Genomic DNA, 15,478 nt, shown 5'->3' on the forward strand with positions numbered 1-15,478 from the left:
TGGCATTTCACAGGCTGGCGGATATATTGCCGACAGGTTCTATTCAATTTTCGAAAGCGTATCGAGCACCCCTACATGCAGGCAAAGCCGAAGTCGGCCGATGAACAGGCCGCAACCCTTGAGATGACCTCTACGGCTGAGAGTGTTGAGCGCTTCGTTCTGGCTGGAGACTGGCGCAACCGTGGCATCAGCCAGGTCCTGAACGACCTCATGGCCGCCGAGCAGAAGCAAGGCCAGGGGAAACTCGAAATCGATGCATCCGGTATCGACGCTGTCGATACGTCCGGCGCCTGGCTGATTCGTCGTCTGATCAACGGCAAGCAGGCCGAAGGACGCGATGTGGAACTGATCGGCGCAAGCAAGACGCTGTCCGATCTGGTTGACGTCCTGCCGGAGGACGGGCTGAAAAGACCGTCTTCCGATAAAGATCAACGCACATTGTTCCAGCGCATATTTGAGCCAGCAGGCAAGGCCGTCTGGAGCTTGGGGCAGGACGCGCTGGCGGGGCTGCACATCCTCGGCTCAGCCGTCGGCGGCGCGCAGCTCAAGGGTGGTCGCGGCGCTGGCGTTTCCCCGGCATCTGTGGTGACGCACATCGACCGTATGGGTGTGCGGGCTGTACCTATCATCGTCCTGATGTCCTTTCTGATCGGCGCCATCATTGCCCAGCAAGGCGCCTTCCAGCTCCGCTATTTTGGCGCTGAACTCTTCGTCGTGGATCTGGTCGGCATTCTGCAGTTGCGCGAAATCGGCGTTCTGTTGACCGCCATCATGATTGCGGGCCGGTCTGGCAGCGCCATCACCGCCGAAATCGGCTCCATGAAGATGCGCGAGGAGATCGACGCCCTGACGGTAATCGGTCTCAATCCTGTCGGGGTTCTGGTCTTTCCGCGTCTCGTTGCGCTGACGATTGCGCTGCCTTTGTTGACGATCATCGCCAATTTCGCGGCCCTGTACGGTGCGGCCATCGTGACCTTCATTTACTCCGGGATCACCTTCCAGACCTTCCTGTCACGGCTGCATGAGGCGGTGGATTATTCGTCCGTCGCATCTGGCATGATCAAGGCGCCGTTCATGGCGCTTGCCATTGGCATCGTTTCGGCTGTCGAAGGGATGAAGGTAGGTGGCAGTGCCGAATCGCTCGGCACACATGTTACGGCCTCGGTGGTGAAATCCATCTTCGTGGTCATCCTTATGGATGCCCTTTTTGCAATCTTCTATTCCGCAATCGACTTCTAGGATGAGCATGGCAGTTCAGGACGATACCACGGCTGAAGAGAAACACCCGGATGATGACCGGGTGATCCTGTCCGTGCGGGATCTGACCGTCAGCTTCGGCACCAAGACCGTGCTGGATCACCTTGATCTCGACGTTTATCGCGGGGAAATCCTGGGCTTTGTCGGCGCGTCCGGTACGGGCAAATCCGTTCTCATGCGCACGGTTTTGCGGTTGGTTCCGCACAGTTCGGGATCGATCCATATCCTCGGTGTCGATTACGAAAAGGCCGATGTGAAGACCCGCATGGCGCTGGATATGCGCATGGGCGTGCTGTTCCAGCATGGCGCTCTTTTCTCCTCGCTCACCGTGAAGGAGAACATCCAACTGCCGATGCGGGAATATCTCGATCTGCCGCAATCGCTCATGGATGAGCTGGCCTATCTCAAGATCGACATGGTGGGCCTCGCGGCGGATGCGGCTGACAAATATCCTTCAGAGCTTTCGGGCGGCATGATCAAGCGTGCGGCGCTTGCTCGCGCTCTTGCGCTCGATCCGGACCTCGTCTTCCTCGATGAGCCAACCTCTGGTCTTGACCCCATCGGTGCCGCCGAGTTCGACATGCTGATTGCCCGATTGCGTGATACGCTGGGGCTGACGGTTTATATGGTGACCCACGACCTAGACAGCCTGTTTTCTGTCTGCGACCGCATTGCGGTTCTGGGCCAGAAGCGAGTGCTTGTGGAAGGGACGTTGGACGACATGCTGGCCTGCGACGATGCGTGGGTTCAGTCTTATTTCCGCGGAAAGCGCGCCCGGTCCGTTACAACGGATTACGGCGATGCGAATGCGGTGCCAGGAAAGTAACGCCCATGGAAACTAAAGCAAACTACGCCCTTGTCGGCTTCTTCACGCTGCTGGTGGTCGCTGCCGCATTCGGCTTCGTCTACTGGATGGCGCAGTATGGCCGCAGCGGGCCCATGGCCGAGCTTGCCATTCGCATTCCCGGTTCCGCAAACGGTCTGTCGGTCGGCTCTGCGGTACGCTTCAACGGCATTCCCGTTGGTTCCGTTCGCAGCCTGAATATCGACCCGGATGATCCGCGCTATTCGATCGCGTTCACAGAGGTCCAGACCAGTGCTCCGGTATACCCTTCGACGAAGGCGGTTCTGGAAGTGCAGGGCCTGACAGGTGCTGCCTATATCGAATTGTCAGGCGGCAAGACCGGCGAGGACAACCTGTTGCAGAAGGCGCAGGATACGGGCCGGCCAGCGGTGCTGATCGCGGATCAATCGAGCGTGACCAACCTTCTGGCGACCGCAGACAAGATTCTGCAGCGTGCGGATGATGCAATTGGCCAGATTCAAGGTTTCGTAACGGATGCGCGCGGTCCGCTGACCCGGACGATCCAGCACGCTGAAGCCTTTACCGGCGCCCTAAGCGCGAATTCGGATGCAATTGACGACTTCCTGCGTAGCCTTTCCGCGCTTTCCGGCACGTTCAACCGTGTTTCGGAACGTCTGGATTCGACGCTGGCAGCGGCTGAAGGTCTGGTAAAGGCCGTTAATCCGGACAAGATCAACAATATCCTGACAAACGCTGAAACCGTGACGGGCAACATTGCCAAATCGTCCGACAAGATCGACGGTATCATGCTGGAAGTGCGTGATGCGGCTGCCGGGTTCAACAAGGCAAGCGAAGAGGCGCAGTCGGTGCTGAAGCGAGCCGATCAATTGCTGGCGGCGGTCGATCCGAAAAAGGTCAATACCGCAGTCGACAACATTACCTCTGCGACAGCGGATGCGCGCAGCGCACTATCTTCCGCACGCGAGGTTGTGGATGGAGTGGCTGACCGCCGCGATGAGATCAACAAGGCGATCGAAGATTTCACGCAGTTGGCGCAGAAGCTGAACCAGGCGTCCACGCGTGTCGACGGCATTCTGGCCAAGGTGGATACGATGGTCAGCGGCGATGAATCCAAGGGTCTGTTCGCCGAAGCGCAGAAAACCCTGCAATCCATTCGGGCCACCGCCGACAATCTGAATTCCCGGATCGGGCCGATTGCGGACAACCTTGCCCGCTTCTCCAATACCGGCCTGCGCGATGTTCAAACCTTGATTGGCGATACCCGCAAGGCTGTTCAGAATCTCAACGAGACGATCACCAACTTCGACCAGAACCCGCAGCGCCTGATCTTTGGCGGGGAAACGGTGAAGGAATATGATGGCAGGACGCGGCGCTGATGCGAAGATTTGATAAAACCGAGGTGCAGATGGTTCCGGCAATTTCTATTCCCAAGGCGCTCTTTGCCCTTCCGGTCATGGCCCTGCTACTTGTTGGCTGCGGTAGCAAGGCGAACAATGACACGTTCGATCTGTCGATCACGCCGATGGCGCAAGGACCTTCTGCCAAGAGCAAGCAGATCCTGGTTCCAGAGCCGACCGCACTGAAATCGCTGGATAGCGAGCAGGTGGTGGTGCGCGTTTCGCCTTCTGAAATCCAGTATCTGGCGAATTCACAGTGGGGTGACAGGCTGCCGAAGATGGTGCAGTCCAAGCTCGTCCAGGCATTTGAAAATTCGGGCAAGCTGGCGGGTGTCGGCAAACCGGGGCAGGGCCTTGCCATCGATTATCAGGTGGTCGCGGATATTCGCTCGTTTGAGATCGATACGTCCGGCCCACGGACTGCGAAGGTTGAGATCTCCGTCAAGATTCTCAACGATCGCAACGGATCGGTGCGAGCACAGAATGTCTTCCGGGCTTCTGTACCGGTTTCCGGCGAAGACAATGCAAAGTTCATTGGCGCTATCAATCGAGCCTTCGCAAAGGTGGGAGCCGATATCGTGGACTGGACGCTTCGCTCGATCTGAGTTTTCAAAGATCAAGGATTTTTCAGGGAGGTGCCGGCAGCGCCTCCCTTTTTTTGATGCGCCATATCCGGCAGGGGCCGCGTACGCTGCGCGTTTGCAAAATCTGATTGTGTGGGCTATCTAGCTTTATCCACAAGGACCCGGTGAAAACCCGGGTGGCTCTTCTGGCCGCCGATCCGCCAGACAACACAGCAACGCAACCTATTTTCGTTTTCAAGGACCGAGCGTCTCTCGGCCCGTTGCATCAACTGTGAAAAAATCTCTATGCAAACACTTTCAAACTACCGTCAGGAGTGGTTCTCCAACATTCGTGGCGACATCCTCTCCGGCATCGTCGTCGCCCTTGCGCTTATTCCTGAAGCGATCGGCTTTTCAGTCATCGCGGGTGTCGATCCCAAGGTCGGCTTGTATGCCTCCTTTGCAATTGCCTGCGTTGCAGCTTTTGTTGGAGGTCGACCGGGCATGATTTCCGCTGCGACCGCAGCAACTGCCGTCGTGATGATTTCGCTCGTCAAGGAGCACGGGCTGCAATATCTCTTCGCCGCCACCATCCTGATGGGCATCCTTCAGATTGCAGCCGGCTGGCTGCGGCTCGGCCGCGTGATGCGGTTTGTCTCCCGGTCCGTCATCACCGGCTTCGTCAATGCACTGGCCATCCTGATCTTCATGGCGCAGTTGCCGGAGCTTGTTGGCGTTCCCAACCTCACCTATGCAATGATCGCAGCCGGTCTCGCCATCATCTATCTCTTTCCTTACGTCACAAAAGCCATACCATCGCCGCTTGTGGCGATCGCTGTCCTGACTGGCGTCGCGTGGTGGTTCGGCATGGATTTGCGCACCGTCGGGGACCTCGGCGAACTCCCATCGACGATCCCGTTTCTAACCCTCCCGCAGGTTCCGCTAACCTTTGAGACGCTCCAGATCATCTTTCCCTATTCGGTGACGCTCGCTGCGGTCGGTCTTCTTGAATCCCTACTGACGGCACAGATCGTCGACGACATGACAGACACACCCAGCAACAAGAGCCAGGAATGCGTCGGACAGGGCGCCGGGAACATTGCCTCGGCGCTTATTGGCGGCATGGGTTGCTGCGCCATGATCGGCCAGTCCGTCATCAACGTGACTTCCGGGGGCCGGGGGCGCCTCTCGACATTCGTCGCGGGCGCCTTTCTGCTGTTCCTGATCGTGGTGCTCAACGATCTGGTCAAGATCATTCCCATGGCAGCGCTTGTCTCCGTCATGATCATGGTTTCGATTGGCACTTTTTCCTGGAGATCAATCCTTGATCTGCGACGCCATCCGCTGCCGTCCTCCGTGGTCATGCTGGCGACGGTCATCACTGTTGTCGCAACCCATGATCTGGCAAAGGGCGTGATCGTCGGCGTGCTGCTGTCGGGCATCTTCTTTGCCGGCAAGGTAGCACGGCTTTTCAAGGTCACGCGCCAAATGAAGGCTGACGATGATAGCGTGACCTATTCGGTCGAAGGGCAGGTCTTCTTTGCCTCGGCGGAAGCCTTTATCCATTCCTTCGATTTTTCCGACGCCACCAAGCGGATTACGATCGATCTCACGAAGGCCCATCTGTGGGATATCACTGCCATTGGCGCGCTGGACAAGGTGGTGTTGAAGTTTCGCCAGGCCGGTCACGACGTGCAGGTTCTTGGGTTCAATGAAGCCAGTGCCGACATGATCGACCGCTTTGCCCTGCACGACAAGGACGAACGGCTTGCGGCGAGTGCTTCCCTGCACTGAAGGCAGGTAGCGGGAAACCCGGACCACTGGGTTTGGCCTTACCAACCAATCCTGAAACGACAACAGCCGCCTCATGGGGCGGCTGTTGTGCATTTACGGTCCGGTCTCTTTCGCGATCAGCTGTTGAAGCGTCCTGCCGCGTGAGCAAGCATTGTATAGACCTTGCCGGTATCGGAGGTCAGGTAGCTCTGCGTCACGGTACGATCACGGTCGGTGCGGGCAACATCGGAAAGAAGCTTTTCGAAGTCGGCGATATAGCGGTCTACTGCGACACGGAATTCCGGTTCCCGCTGATACTTGCGCTGGATCTCATCGAACGTCTGCTGCCCCTTCAGTGTGTAAAGCCGACGGGTGAAGACATCGCGTTCGCCACGCTGGTAACGACGCCACAGGTCGACGGATGCATCATGGTCGATAGCGCGGGCGATATCGACGGACAGTGAATTCAGCGATTCAACCATATGACGGGGATTGCGGCTATCGCCATTGCGTACCGGCTGCTCTGCCGGGCGCGCATGGGTACGTTGGACCGGGCGTTCCTCGTGACCATCATCGTCACGCGACGCGCCGCGCAGGAGGTCGCTGATCCAGCCACCGGTCTGCGTTGCCTGCGCAGCAGATTCAGGACGCCGCGGAGCCGAAGCCGATGGGGACTGAGGTTGAACCGGGGCCTGTGGCGGTGCCGGACGATCCATGGGCAGGCTCCCGCGCAGCCCGCCGCCGAAGTCGTCATAACGCGGTGTGGGCTGTTGAGGTGCAGCCGGCGCACGTTGTGTCATCCGCTCTGGCTGGGGCTGAGGTTGCGGTTGTGCTTCGATACGTTGCTGCGGCTGCGCTTCCGGACGAGCTACCTGAGCGCGCGGTGGGGCGGGCATGGGTGCAGGCGCCGGGGCAAGAGCAGGGGCAGGTGCCGTCGTCGTGACACGGGCAGACGGGGTCGTTGGCCGCGAGACTTCAAGCGACTGGCTGGAGCGCCCAACCAGCGCCGAAATATCCTGCAACGCCTTGATCTGCTCGGAGACCGCACGGCGCATGGCAGCAGCGCTTTCCTTTGCTTCTTCAGGAAGATCGAACGCGCCGCGCTTCAGTTCGCTGCGCGTATCATCGAGCTCGCGGCGAATATCCGACGAGGCACGGCGGATTTCATCGGTCGCACCGGCAAAACGCTGTACGGCCTCTTCCACGGACCGGCGCAGGCTGTCGCGCATATGCTCCGCGGTCGCATCGGACTTGTCCGCCGCGTCTGCCAACACCTTCTCGACATCCGCCAGCGAACCGGCGATTCCACCGCGCATACGATCTGCCAGCAGGCGCGAACGCTTCTCGGCTTCCGACAGGGTTCCTTCGATGGCCTGGGTTGCCTGTTCGCTGGCACTCATCAGGACGTTGCGCATGCCCTCTGCCGTCTGGGCGGCTTCTCGCTGGGCTGCATCGAGGTTGCGGCTGATATCGGTGAACGACGACTGGAGGTTCTGGCGGATGGTGCCGCCAACCTCTGCGGAACGTTCTTCGACACGCTGCAGGGCACCTTCCACGATAGTGGAAATGTTGCGCATGTTCGTTTCGATCTCTTCCGAGCGCTGAACAAGGCCGGAGGAGAGGGCGCGCAATGCATCCTGACGTTCGGTCAGGGTGCTGGACAGGTTCGACTGGGCGGCAGACAGAAGCTCCGAAGCCTGATCGAGCACGCGCGTGTATTCGTCGAAACGACCGACGATGCTGCCAACCTGACCAAGTGTGTGGCCAGAGATGTGGGTGAGCCGATCGACGTTGTTGTCGAGCAGACGGCTGGAGCTTGCGACCATATCGGCAGCGTTGGATGAGCTTTCGGTGAAGCGGGCTGCCGCAGCGTCGAGTTTCTGATCGGCAGCCGCCAGGCGTGCCGAGGCCTGATCGACCGTAACGCCGATCTCGCGAGCGGCCTGATCGATCAGCGAGGAAATGCCAGTATTGCTGGCTTCCAGACGGCTGACGAGATCTTCGACATTCCGCAGCAAACCGCTTTCGAGGTTGCGGACGGTGCCTGCCGCCATCTGTGTGCGTTCGGTGATCGCGGCCAGCGTTTCATTCGTGCGTGCCGTGATGGCTTCGACGATCGACGCGCTTTCCTGACGGACCCGAACGCTGCTGCCTTCCGCAGCTGCGGAGACGCGGCTTGCGCCTTCTTCCGCGGCGGCAACAAGACGTTCCGCGGCCGAACGGCCGGTTTCCGCATACTGGTTCACAAGCGGACGAGCCTGCTCCTCGATGAGACGCGAGAGCTCTGCCGAGCGAGACGCCAGCATGGAGTTCAGGTCGCGGGTGCGGTTATCAAGGTTCGCCCGGATCGCTTCGCCACGCGCTTCCAGAGCCTTGTCGACGGCCTCGATCGCAGTGTTGATGTCATCCGCGGTCTGGTTGAGTGTGGCACGCAGTTCGGCCCCACGGTTGACCATCGTCTGATCGACAGACTGCAATGTGCCCTCGATGGAAGCAACCGTCTGGCTAAGCTTGCCGCGAATGGTTTCGCCCCGTTGATCCAACTGCTGCTGGGCCGCATCAAGCGATTCATTGATGGTGCCGACCTGCTTTTCAACGAGAGATCCGGCTTCGGCAACCTTATGCATGATCGAGTTGCCAGCTTCAGAGAACGCCTGTGCGACGGCAGCAGCTTGACCCGCAAGGCGGTTTTGCGTTTCACCGATGCGACCGGCGATTTCATTCGAGCGCTCTTCCAGCGCACGCGCGAATTCCTCGTTCTTCGAGCCAAGCTGTTCGGAAAACTGAGCGCCAGCCTTGGTCAAGGCCTCGGAAGCCTGGAGCGCTTCTGCATCGAATTCGCGCGCAGCCGTTCCAATTGCATCGCGCAGGCTTGTCGCCAGCGATGCGGCGCGGCCTTCGATCGTCTTGCTGACATTCTCGAGACCGATGCCGATAGCGCGGTCCATCGTCGAAAGACGCTCGTCGACACGGGACGTGCCTGTCGCGAAGGTGCTGTCGAGACGGTTCGACGCATCGCCTGCAATTCGCTCGAAATCGGAAACGCCCTTCGTGACGGTTTCACTCAGACGGTTGACGCTCTCGGTGCTGACGCGCTCGATCTCGCTCGTGCGTTCGGCCAGACGCTGCGACAGATCCTGTCCTGCCAGCTCGACCAGTCCGGTCACATCATCGATATGGCCACGGATACGCTGCTCAACACCGCCGAAGGTGGTTTCTATGCGGTCGCCTGTCTGGGCGAGGGACGATTCAACGCCAGTCACCGTCTGCTGGACCCGCGCCGACAGGGTCTCTGCTGAACTCTCAATCTCGGTCGCCGCAGAACTGAGACGTTGCGTGATGGTGCCAGCCGTATTGCGGAGCCGCTCATCAAGGCTGGAACCTGCGGCCTCGATCTGGCTTCGAAGCTGGTCAGCCTGGTTCTCGAACGACATTTCGAGCATGCCAACGCTTGTGGCGACCGTAGCGCCGATCGACATCGACTGATCGGTCATCAGATCGCTGAGGCGCGTTTGCGCATTGTCCAGCGTAGAGTGTATCGCGCTTTCGCTGTTCTGCAGCGTGTCGCGCAAACGATCATGGCCGGTATCGAATGCCTTGGCGAAGTTCTCCGCGGCGGAATCGACAACCGTCGAGATCTGCGCCTGGCCACTGCCGATCACGTCGGTGACACGTGCAATGCCGGTATCCAGGCTACGTTCGATGCTTGAGGTGCTGGAGGCCAGCGCGTTGTCGATCCGCTCGGCAGCTGTGCCGACGGTCCGATCAATGGCTTCCGCGCCGGTATAAAGCGTCCGGGCAATCTGGTCATGGCGGCTGGCAAGCGTTTGGTCAAGCCGCTGCTGGTTGTCTTCGTAGGCAGAACGGATGGCTTCCGCCCGCGAGGAGAAGCTCTGTTCGATACGCGCATCGGCCTGCTCGGCCGTCGACATCAGCGATGCTGCCTTTTCCTCGAACAGCATCGAAAGACGATCTTCATTCAGCGCAAACGTGGTGCTCAGAGAGAGTGCGCGGTCATCAAGCGATTCGCCGATCCGCTCGCCAGCGCCACTGACGATGGAACCGAGTTCCTCGACGCGGCGACCGAGTTCGCTCTCAATCTGCTGGTGGCCTTCGGTCAAGGTGCGGGATACGCGCTCGGTTCCGCTGTGGAGAAGGTTGCCAAGCCGCTCCTCACCCGTCGAAAGTGCAGTCGCGAAGGCCGTGGCGCGGTCGTCCAGAACAGAGGTGATCTGCTCGCTGGCGTTTCCGAGAGTGCCGGACAGCTGATCGACACGGCGTTCCAGATCCGAATCCAGCTGGCGATGACCGTCCGACAGGGTGCGAGCCATGCGCTCAGACTGGGTATCCAGGACCGAGCCCAGACGATCCTCGGCCAGCGAAAGGGAGGTGCCGAGCGCCAGAGTACGATCGTCCAGGACATCTGCGATACGCTCGCTTGCACCAGAAACCGTGTTTGCCAGCTGCTCGACCTGTTGCCCCAGGCCTGTTTCAATCCGATCCCGCGCTGTTGCCAGTCTGCGCTCCGCAGTCTCCACATGCTCATCCAGAACCTGTGCGAGCCGATCTTCGCCGAGTGTCAGCCCGGTCGACAGAGCGAGCGTGCGGTCGTCCAGTGTTTCTGCGATACGTTCCGACGCGCCAGCGACAAGCCCGCCGATCTGGTCAAGACGGCTGCCGAGATTCTCTTCAATTCGCCGATGCGCAGACAGAATCCGGCCTTCGGCATTGTTGGCGTGATCTTCGAGCGCCTGGGTGAGCCGATCTTCGCCGAGTGCCAGCCCGGTCGACAGAGCGAGCGTGCGGTCGTCCAGTGTTTCTGCAATCCGTTCCGACGCGCCAGCGACAAGACCGCCAATCTGGTCAAGACGGCTGCCAAGGTTCTCTTCAATTCGCCGATGGGCAGACAGAATGCGGCCTTCGGCATTGTTGGCGTGATCTTCAAGTGCCTGGGCAAACCGATCCTCGCCGAGAGCGAGACCCGTCGTCAGCGTCATGGCCCGATCGTCAAGCGCTTCGGTAATGCGTCCGGTGACACCCTCGACCATTTCGCTGAGTTCGCCGATTCGGCGACCGACACCGGCTTCCAGTTTTTCCTGCGCCTGCACCAATTTGCGCTCGGCGGCATCCGTGCGCTCGTCAATAGCGCCGGTGATGCGATCTTCGCTGAGCGACAGGCTGGTGGTCAGGGCAAGCGCATGCTCGCCCATGGAATCCGCAATGCGATCACCAACTTCGCCGACCAGAGTGCCGAGTTCATTCACGCGCTGACCGAGGTCGCCCTCGATCTTCTGATGAGCCTGCGACAGAACCCGCGATGCCGATTCCGTATGCATCTCAATCGCTTGTGTCAGGCGATCCTCGCCAACGGAGAGGCTGGTCGTCAGGGCCATGGCCTTGTCGTCTAACGTGTCTGCGATCCGGTCGCTCACGCCGGTCACCAATTCGCCCAGTTCGCCCATGCTGCGGGACAGGTTGGTTTCGATGCGGCTTTGACCCTCGCTCAGGACGCGCGACATTCCGCTGATGCGCTCGTCCAGAACATTGGCCATGCGGTCCGGTGCATTCAACACAGCAGCTTCGAGAGCCGTGGTGCGAGTGGTGATCGTGCTCTGGAAGCGCGCTTCGCTTTCCTGAAGTGCGGAGGTGAGCGCTTCGCCGCGTTCGTTCAGAACGGTCTGCATCCGCTCGTGCGCATTGGCGACATTGTCCGTAATGACGGCACTATGTGCCGCAAGAGCGCTCGCCATTTGCAGGTTTCGGTCATCGAGGTCCTCGATCAGAGCGGCGCTTCGGCTTTCCAACGTCTCCGACAGACCGCGCGTTCTCTCTTCAAGGCCGCCGAGGAGCGCCTGCTGATGCGAGTTCAGTGTCTGTTCGAGGCGCTGGTTGTTCTGGGCGAGGGCGGTATCAATCGTTGTCTGGCGTTGATCAAGTTCTGATGTCAGAGCCGCGGCCCTGCTGTCGAAGGTATCCACCAGCGCCGTGCGGCGCGAATCGAGCATTTCCGTCAGGATGGCGGTCCTGATCTCGAGACCGTCCGACAATTGGCCTGCGGTCTGGCTAAAGCTCTCCGTCACGGCGCGACCGCGTGTCTGAAGATCGTCGATCAGGACGCGACCGCGTGTTTCAATTCCTTCATTCAGAACACGGTTACGTTCTTCCAGCTCAGCAGTCAGCTTGCGGGTCCGGTTATCGAGCACATCGCCCAACTGGCTGGAGCCGCGCTCGAGCGAGCTCTCCAGAACCTCCTGGCTGGTGCTCAGCGTCGTCGCGATCGAAAGCGAATGATCGGTCAGGGTTGATCCAAGGCGCTCGATACTGGTCGAAAGAATGCCCTCGATGGAGTCGGATCCGCCGTTTACCGTTTCGCTGATGCGGGCGAGACTCTCGGTGAGCTTTGAGGCGAGCGTGCCGGAACGCTTGTCGAAGGCTGAGGTGAAATGCTCCAGTCCGTCATCGAACGTGGTGCTCAGCTGGCCAATGGAAGCCTGCAGCCGATCCTCGAAGAGACCTGTTCGCAGGTCGAGATCCATGATGGCGTCATCTGCCGCGGTCTGGAGGCTCTGGCGGAAGCTTGCGCCCTTGTCTTCCAGCGACTGGTTCAGAGACTTGAGGACGGTATTCAGGGAGCCGGTAATCTGGCGCTCGCCGCCTGTCAGGCTCTCGCTGATCTCGCGGGTACGGGTAACCAGCGTCTCGTTGAGCAGGCGGGTGCGCTCGGCAAGCGCGGCATTGAGCTTTTCCGTGCTCGCGTCGAGCGTCGAGGCACGGGTTTCAAAATCCCGCAGGATTTCACGGCCACGAGAGGCAAGCGTGGAATTCAGGTTTTCAAGGCGGCTGTCGAATTCATTCGCCAGGCTGGAGCCGGACGCTCCCAGCGCCTTGACGAGACTTTCCGTCTTGGCGGCCAGAAGCGTGCTCAAAGCTTCTCCTGCTGCGTTTGAACGCTCCATGAGCGTCGCCGCGCGGGTGTCGATCATCGACGCGAAGGCTTCGCCGGAGGTCGCAAGGCGAACGGCGATTTCCTCCGTTGCCAGCGACAGGTCTTCCTTCAACTGATCATGGGCGCCGACGATGGACGAGCGGATGCGTTCAGCGTGATTGACGATCGCGTCGCGCTCCGAGCCCAGTTCATGCACGAGACCGCGTACGCGAAGCTCGTTGTCGGCATAGCTACGCTCCAGCGCGCTGACTTCCGAGTGGACAAGCGTTTCCAGTTCCGTGGCACGGGCAATGGTCCGCTCGATGCCTTCGTTCATGGCAGAGACTTCGCGCCGGACGGCCTGACCGACCGACATGATGCGTTCGGATGCAATCGTCTCGGGTTCGGCAAGCCTGAGTGCGACTTCCGCCATCGAGCGGGCGGCGTTTCGCAGATCCTGTGCGCGCGCCATCATGATCGCGAAGGCGAAGAACAGCATGATCGGCACAATGATGCCGACAATCACGGCCAGAATGCCGGGACGCGATACAACGTCTGCCGTGGAGCCTACATCCCAAAGAGCGCTGCCGAAGAGGAGTTGTGCGAGGCCCAGACCTCCAACGGCCCAGAGGACCGAAATGATTGCCGCGTTGCGGAGCGCCGAACGCATCGAGCCGCTCTCAAGCGATCGCATGATGGCAGAGGTCGTACGCCGACCACTATCATTTGCCGGCGCGAATGCGGGCGACTTTGGTGCCACCGGCTCGGAGCCGCCTTTGAGGTTCTCCTGAAACTGGCCCGATCCGCCTCCGGAGGTCTTCTGCTGCGATGCTGATGAACGCTGCTGCGGTGTTTCTGGCACCGGCGCCTCCTGGGCAGATGATGATGACTTTCGACGCGGCGCTGCCTTGGGCTCCGGCTCATCGTTGAAGTCGATTTTCAGCGCATCTTCCAGTGCCTGGAATGCGGTCTCGTCCATCGACTCGCTGTGCGGATTCTTTGCCATGCAGGTTACGCCTCGTTACATACTCGTCCGGCCGATTGCGGTATACGCCGTTGTGCCGCTCGCGAAACCATCAATCAAGCCAACGGCTCTGCGCAGAAAACCGTGCAAAAGCCGCCTATTCACTTCGCTCCGTACCTTCCTTGCAAACAGGACTTAAGAAAGGCTTGGTCCAATAATTTAGCAGTTGAGAGCGTCATGTTCACACCTGCTGTAAGCGTACTGTAGTGGCACATTACCGCGTGTTAGACAATTCAGCCTCCCCAGTGTGGATCAACAGCGGGTTGTTGTTAACAGTTTTTAAACCGGATCACGGATCGATTCCCGTTAATTTGGTAGCGCTTAGCGCAAATTAACCATAAGCAAAGAAATAGCGTCGCTGCTGTGCCGAAATTAAACCGAACTCCATCCTGTTCCTTCTTGATGTAGGCTGATCGTAGAGGCCAAGGCAAAAGAGGTATCGGGACATGGCATCGGCAAGCATCGCATTCGAAGCTCCTTCGCTGGAAAAGCACGGTCGCATGAGCTCGGGAAGTCCAATTGATCTGGTGCATCTTGCCGTACAGACCATGGGCGACAAGGCGCTGGAAGACGAAATACTGAACCTGTTCGCGCGGCAGGCGCGCGCCGCCCTCCATGACATGGCGGTTGCCGAAGGCAAGGCACTTTCCGATGTTGCTCATCGGTTGAAAAGCGCAGCGTCCGCTGTCGGTGCGTTTCGAGTTGTCAAGCATGCCGAGGCGCTGGAAGCCAATCCATCCGATGCAGGGCATCTTGCTTCCATCAGCGCCGCAGTCGTTGAGGCCGAGAACTTCATTTTGAAATTGATGCGCTGATCTGAAAGCCTTCGATCAAGGCTCGATTGATTAAGCCCAGATCTCGTTGACTGAGGCGGAGAATTGTCGGAAGACATCGCCGCCTCTTTTTGCATTCGGGAAACAGCCATGACAAAAATTACCATCGTTGCCTTTGACGGAACTCGCTTTGAACTGGACGCGCAGCCAGGTTCGACTGTCATGGAAAACGCTGTCCGCAATTCGGTTCCGGGCATCGATGCCGAATGCGGCGGTGCCTGCGCCTGTGCCACCTGTCATGTCTATGTCGACGATGCCTGGACCGCCGCGGTTGGCGGACCAGCTCCAATGGAAGAAGACATGCTGGATTTTGCGGCCGATGTCCGGCCTAATTCCCGCCTTTCCTGTCAGATCAAAGTCACGCCGGAGCTTGATGGGCTGGTCGTGTCTGTTCCGGAGCGTCAAGGCTGATCGAGATCAGCTTTTCTGTCTGGTGTAAGCGCGCAAAAAAATGCCTCGCCGCGGATTTTGCAGGCGAGGCCAAGGCGGGCGTATCACCATAAGGCGAGGGAGGAGTCACCTTCGGTATCCGGATACGCCGGGAGAACAGGGTCATTCGCGAACTCGGGAAACAATGACACGTCATGTGCCGCAGGGGTCAGGCACGTAAAACAAGGGTGCAGCGAACTGCGCAGGTTTAGTGCTCACTGCGGAGATGTGCTCCGCGCACCGGAAGCTCATTCAAGGGCTCCGTGATCGGAGCGTCCTCGGGCAAAGTTGACGCAGTCATCATCGAGCCAACGCGTCATTGCCGGGAAGTCTGGATCACCCAAAGACGGTGCATGTCCCGGGTGGCATTCAGTGTTGTGGGCGTTGCCGCATGCGCCGCCTCGCATGCGGCAACGGGACCATAACTTCCAAAGACGTCTCGTGTTCGTCT

At 59.5% G+C, this 15,478-nt stretch carries 8 protein-coding genes and 1 other annotated feature; of the genes, 7 read left to right on the top strand and 1 reads right to left on the bottom strand.

Features of this window, described 5'->3' with window-relative positions:
• Nucleotides 1-75 precede the first annotated feature (75 nt).
• The 5 genes from G6N80_RS17565 to G6N80_RS17585 all read left to right on the top strand — a co-directional run bounded on the left by G6N80_RS17565 (nucleotide 76) and on the right by G6N80_RS17585 (nucleotide 5,837).
• Nucleotides 76-1,239, top strand: a complete 1,164-nt coding sequence (locus G6N80_RS17565) for an ABC transporter permease (protein WP_062554293.1) — start codon at nucleotides 76-78, stop codon at nucleotides 1,237-1,239.
• Nucleotides 1,240-1,246: 7 nt separating this feature from the next.
• Nucleotides 1,247-2,083 carry an ABC transporter ATP-binding protein gene (locus tag G6N80_RS17570; protein ID WP_183898005.1) on the top strand — a complete coding sequence of 279 codons (837 nt, stop codon included), beginning with the start codon at nucleotides 1,247-1,249 and terminating at the stop codon, nucleotides 2,081-2,083.
• Between the two features lie 5 nt (nucleotides 2,084-2,088).
• A complete protein-coding gene (locus G6N80_RS17575) occupies nucleotides 2,089-3,459 on the top strand; it encodes an MCE family protein (protein ID WP_062554295.1) in 1,371 nt (456 codons plus the stop codon).
• Nucleotides 3,460-3,488: 29 nt separating this feature from the next.
• Nucleotides 3,489-4,085 (top strand): ABC-type transport auxiliary lipoprotein family protein, encoded by a 597-nt coding sequence (locus G6N80_RS17580; RefSeq protein WP_062554777.1) that lies wholly within the window; start codon nucleotides 3,489-3,491, stop codon nucleotides 4,083-4,085.
• Nucleotides 4,086-4,218: 133 nt separating this feature from the next.
• Nucleotides 4,219-4,274: a sequence feature (sul1 is cis-regulatory element that is thought to sense ions involved in sulfur or methionine metabolism; They are found in Alphaproteobacteria), on the top strand.
• Between the two features lie 75 nt (nucleotides 4,275-4,349).
• Nucleotides 4,350-5,837: a SulP family inorganic anion transporter gene (locus G6N80_RS17585; protein ID WP_165135665.1), complete on the top strand. Its 1,488-nt coding sequence runs from the start codon at nucleotides 4,350-4,352 to the stop codon at nucleotides 5,835-5,837.
• 116 nt (nucleotides 5,838-5,953) lie between these two features.
• Here G6N80_RS17585 and G6N80_RS17590 read toward each other — a convergent pair whose 3' ends face one another.
• Nucleotides 5,954-13,747 carry an apolipoprotein A-IV repeat region-like domain-containing protein gene (locus G6N80_RS17590; protein ID WP_165135668.1) on the bottom strand — a complete coding sequence of 2,598 codons (7,794 nt, stop codon included), beginning with the start codon at nucleotides 13,745-13,747 and terminating at the stop codon, nucleotides 5,954-5,956.
• A 464-nt stretch (nucleotides 13,748-14,211) separates the two neighbouring features.
• Here G6N80_RS17590 and G6N80_RS17595 point away from each other — a divergent pair, with 464 nt between their 5' ends.
• Together G6N80_RS17595 and G6N80_RS17600 are read left to right on the top strand one after the other, a co-directional pair.
• Nucleotides 14,212-14,580 carry an Hpt domain-containing protein gene (locus tag G6N80_RS17595; protein WP_062554298.1) on the top strand — a complete coding sequence of 123 codons (369 nt, stop codon included), beginning with the start codon at nucleotides 14,212-14,214 and terminating at the stop codon, nucleotides 14,578-14,580.
• Nucleotides 14,581-14,688: 108 nt separating this feature from the next.
• The gene (locus G6N80_RS17600) at nucleotides 14,689-15,009 is read left to right on the top strand and encodes a 2Fe-2S iron-sulfur cluster-binding protein (RefSeq protein ID WP_062554778.1); all 321 of its coding nucleotides are present in this window, start codon (nucleotides 14,689-14,691) and stop codon (nucleotides 15,007-15,009) included.
• Nucleotides 15,010-15,478: the final 469 nt, after the last annotated feature.

The sequence above is a fragment of the Rhizobium rhizoryzae genome (assembly GCF_011046895.1).
In the GTDB taxonomy this organism is placed as follows: domain Bacteria; phylum Pseudomonadota; class Alphaproteobacteria; order Rhizobiales; family Rhizobiaceae; genus Neorhizobium; species Neorhizobium rhizoryzae.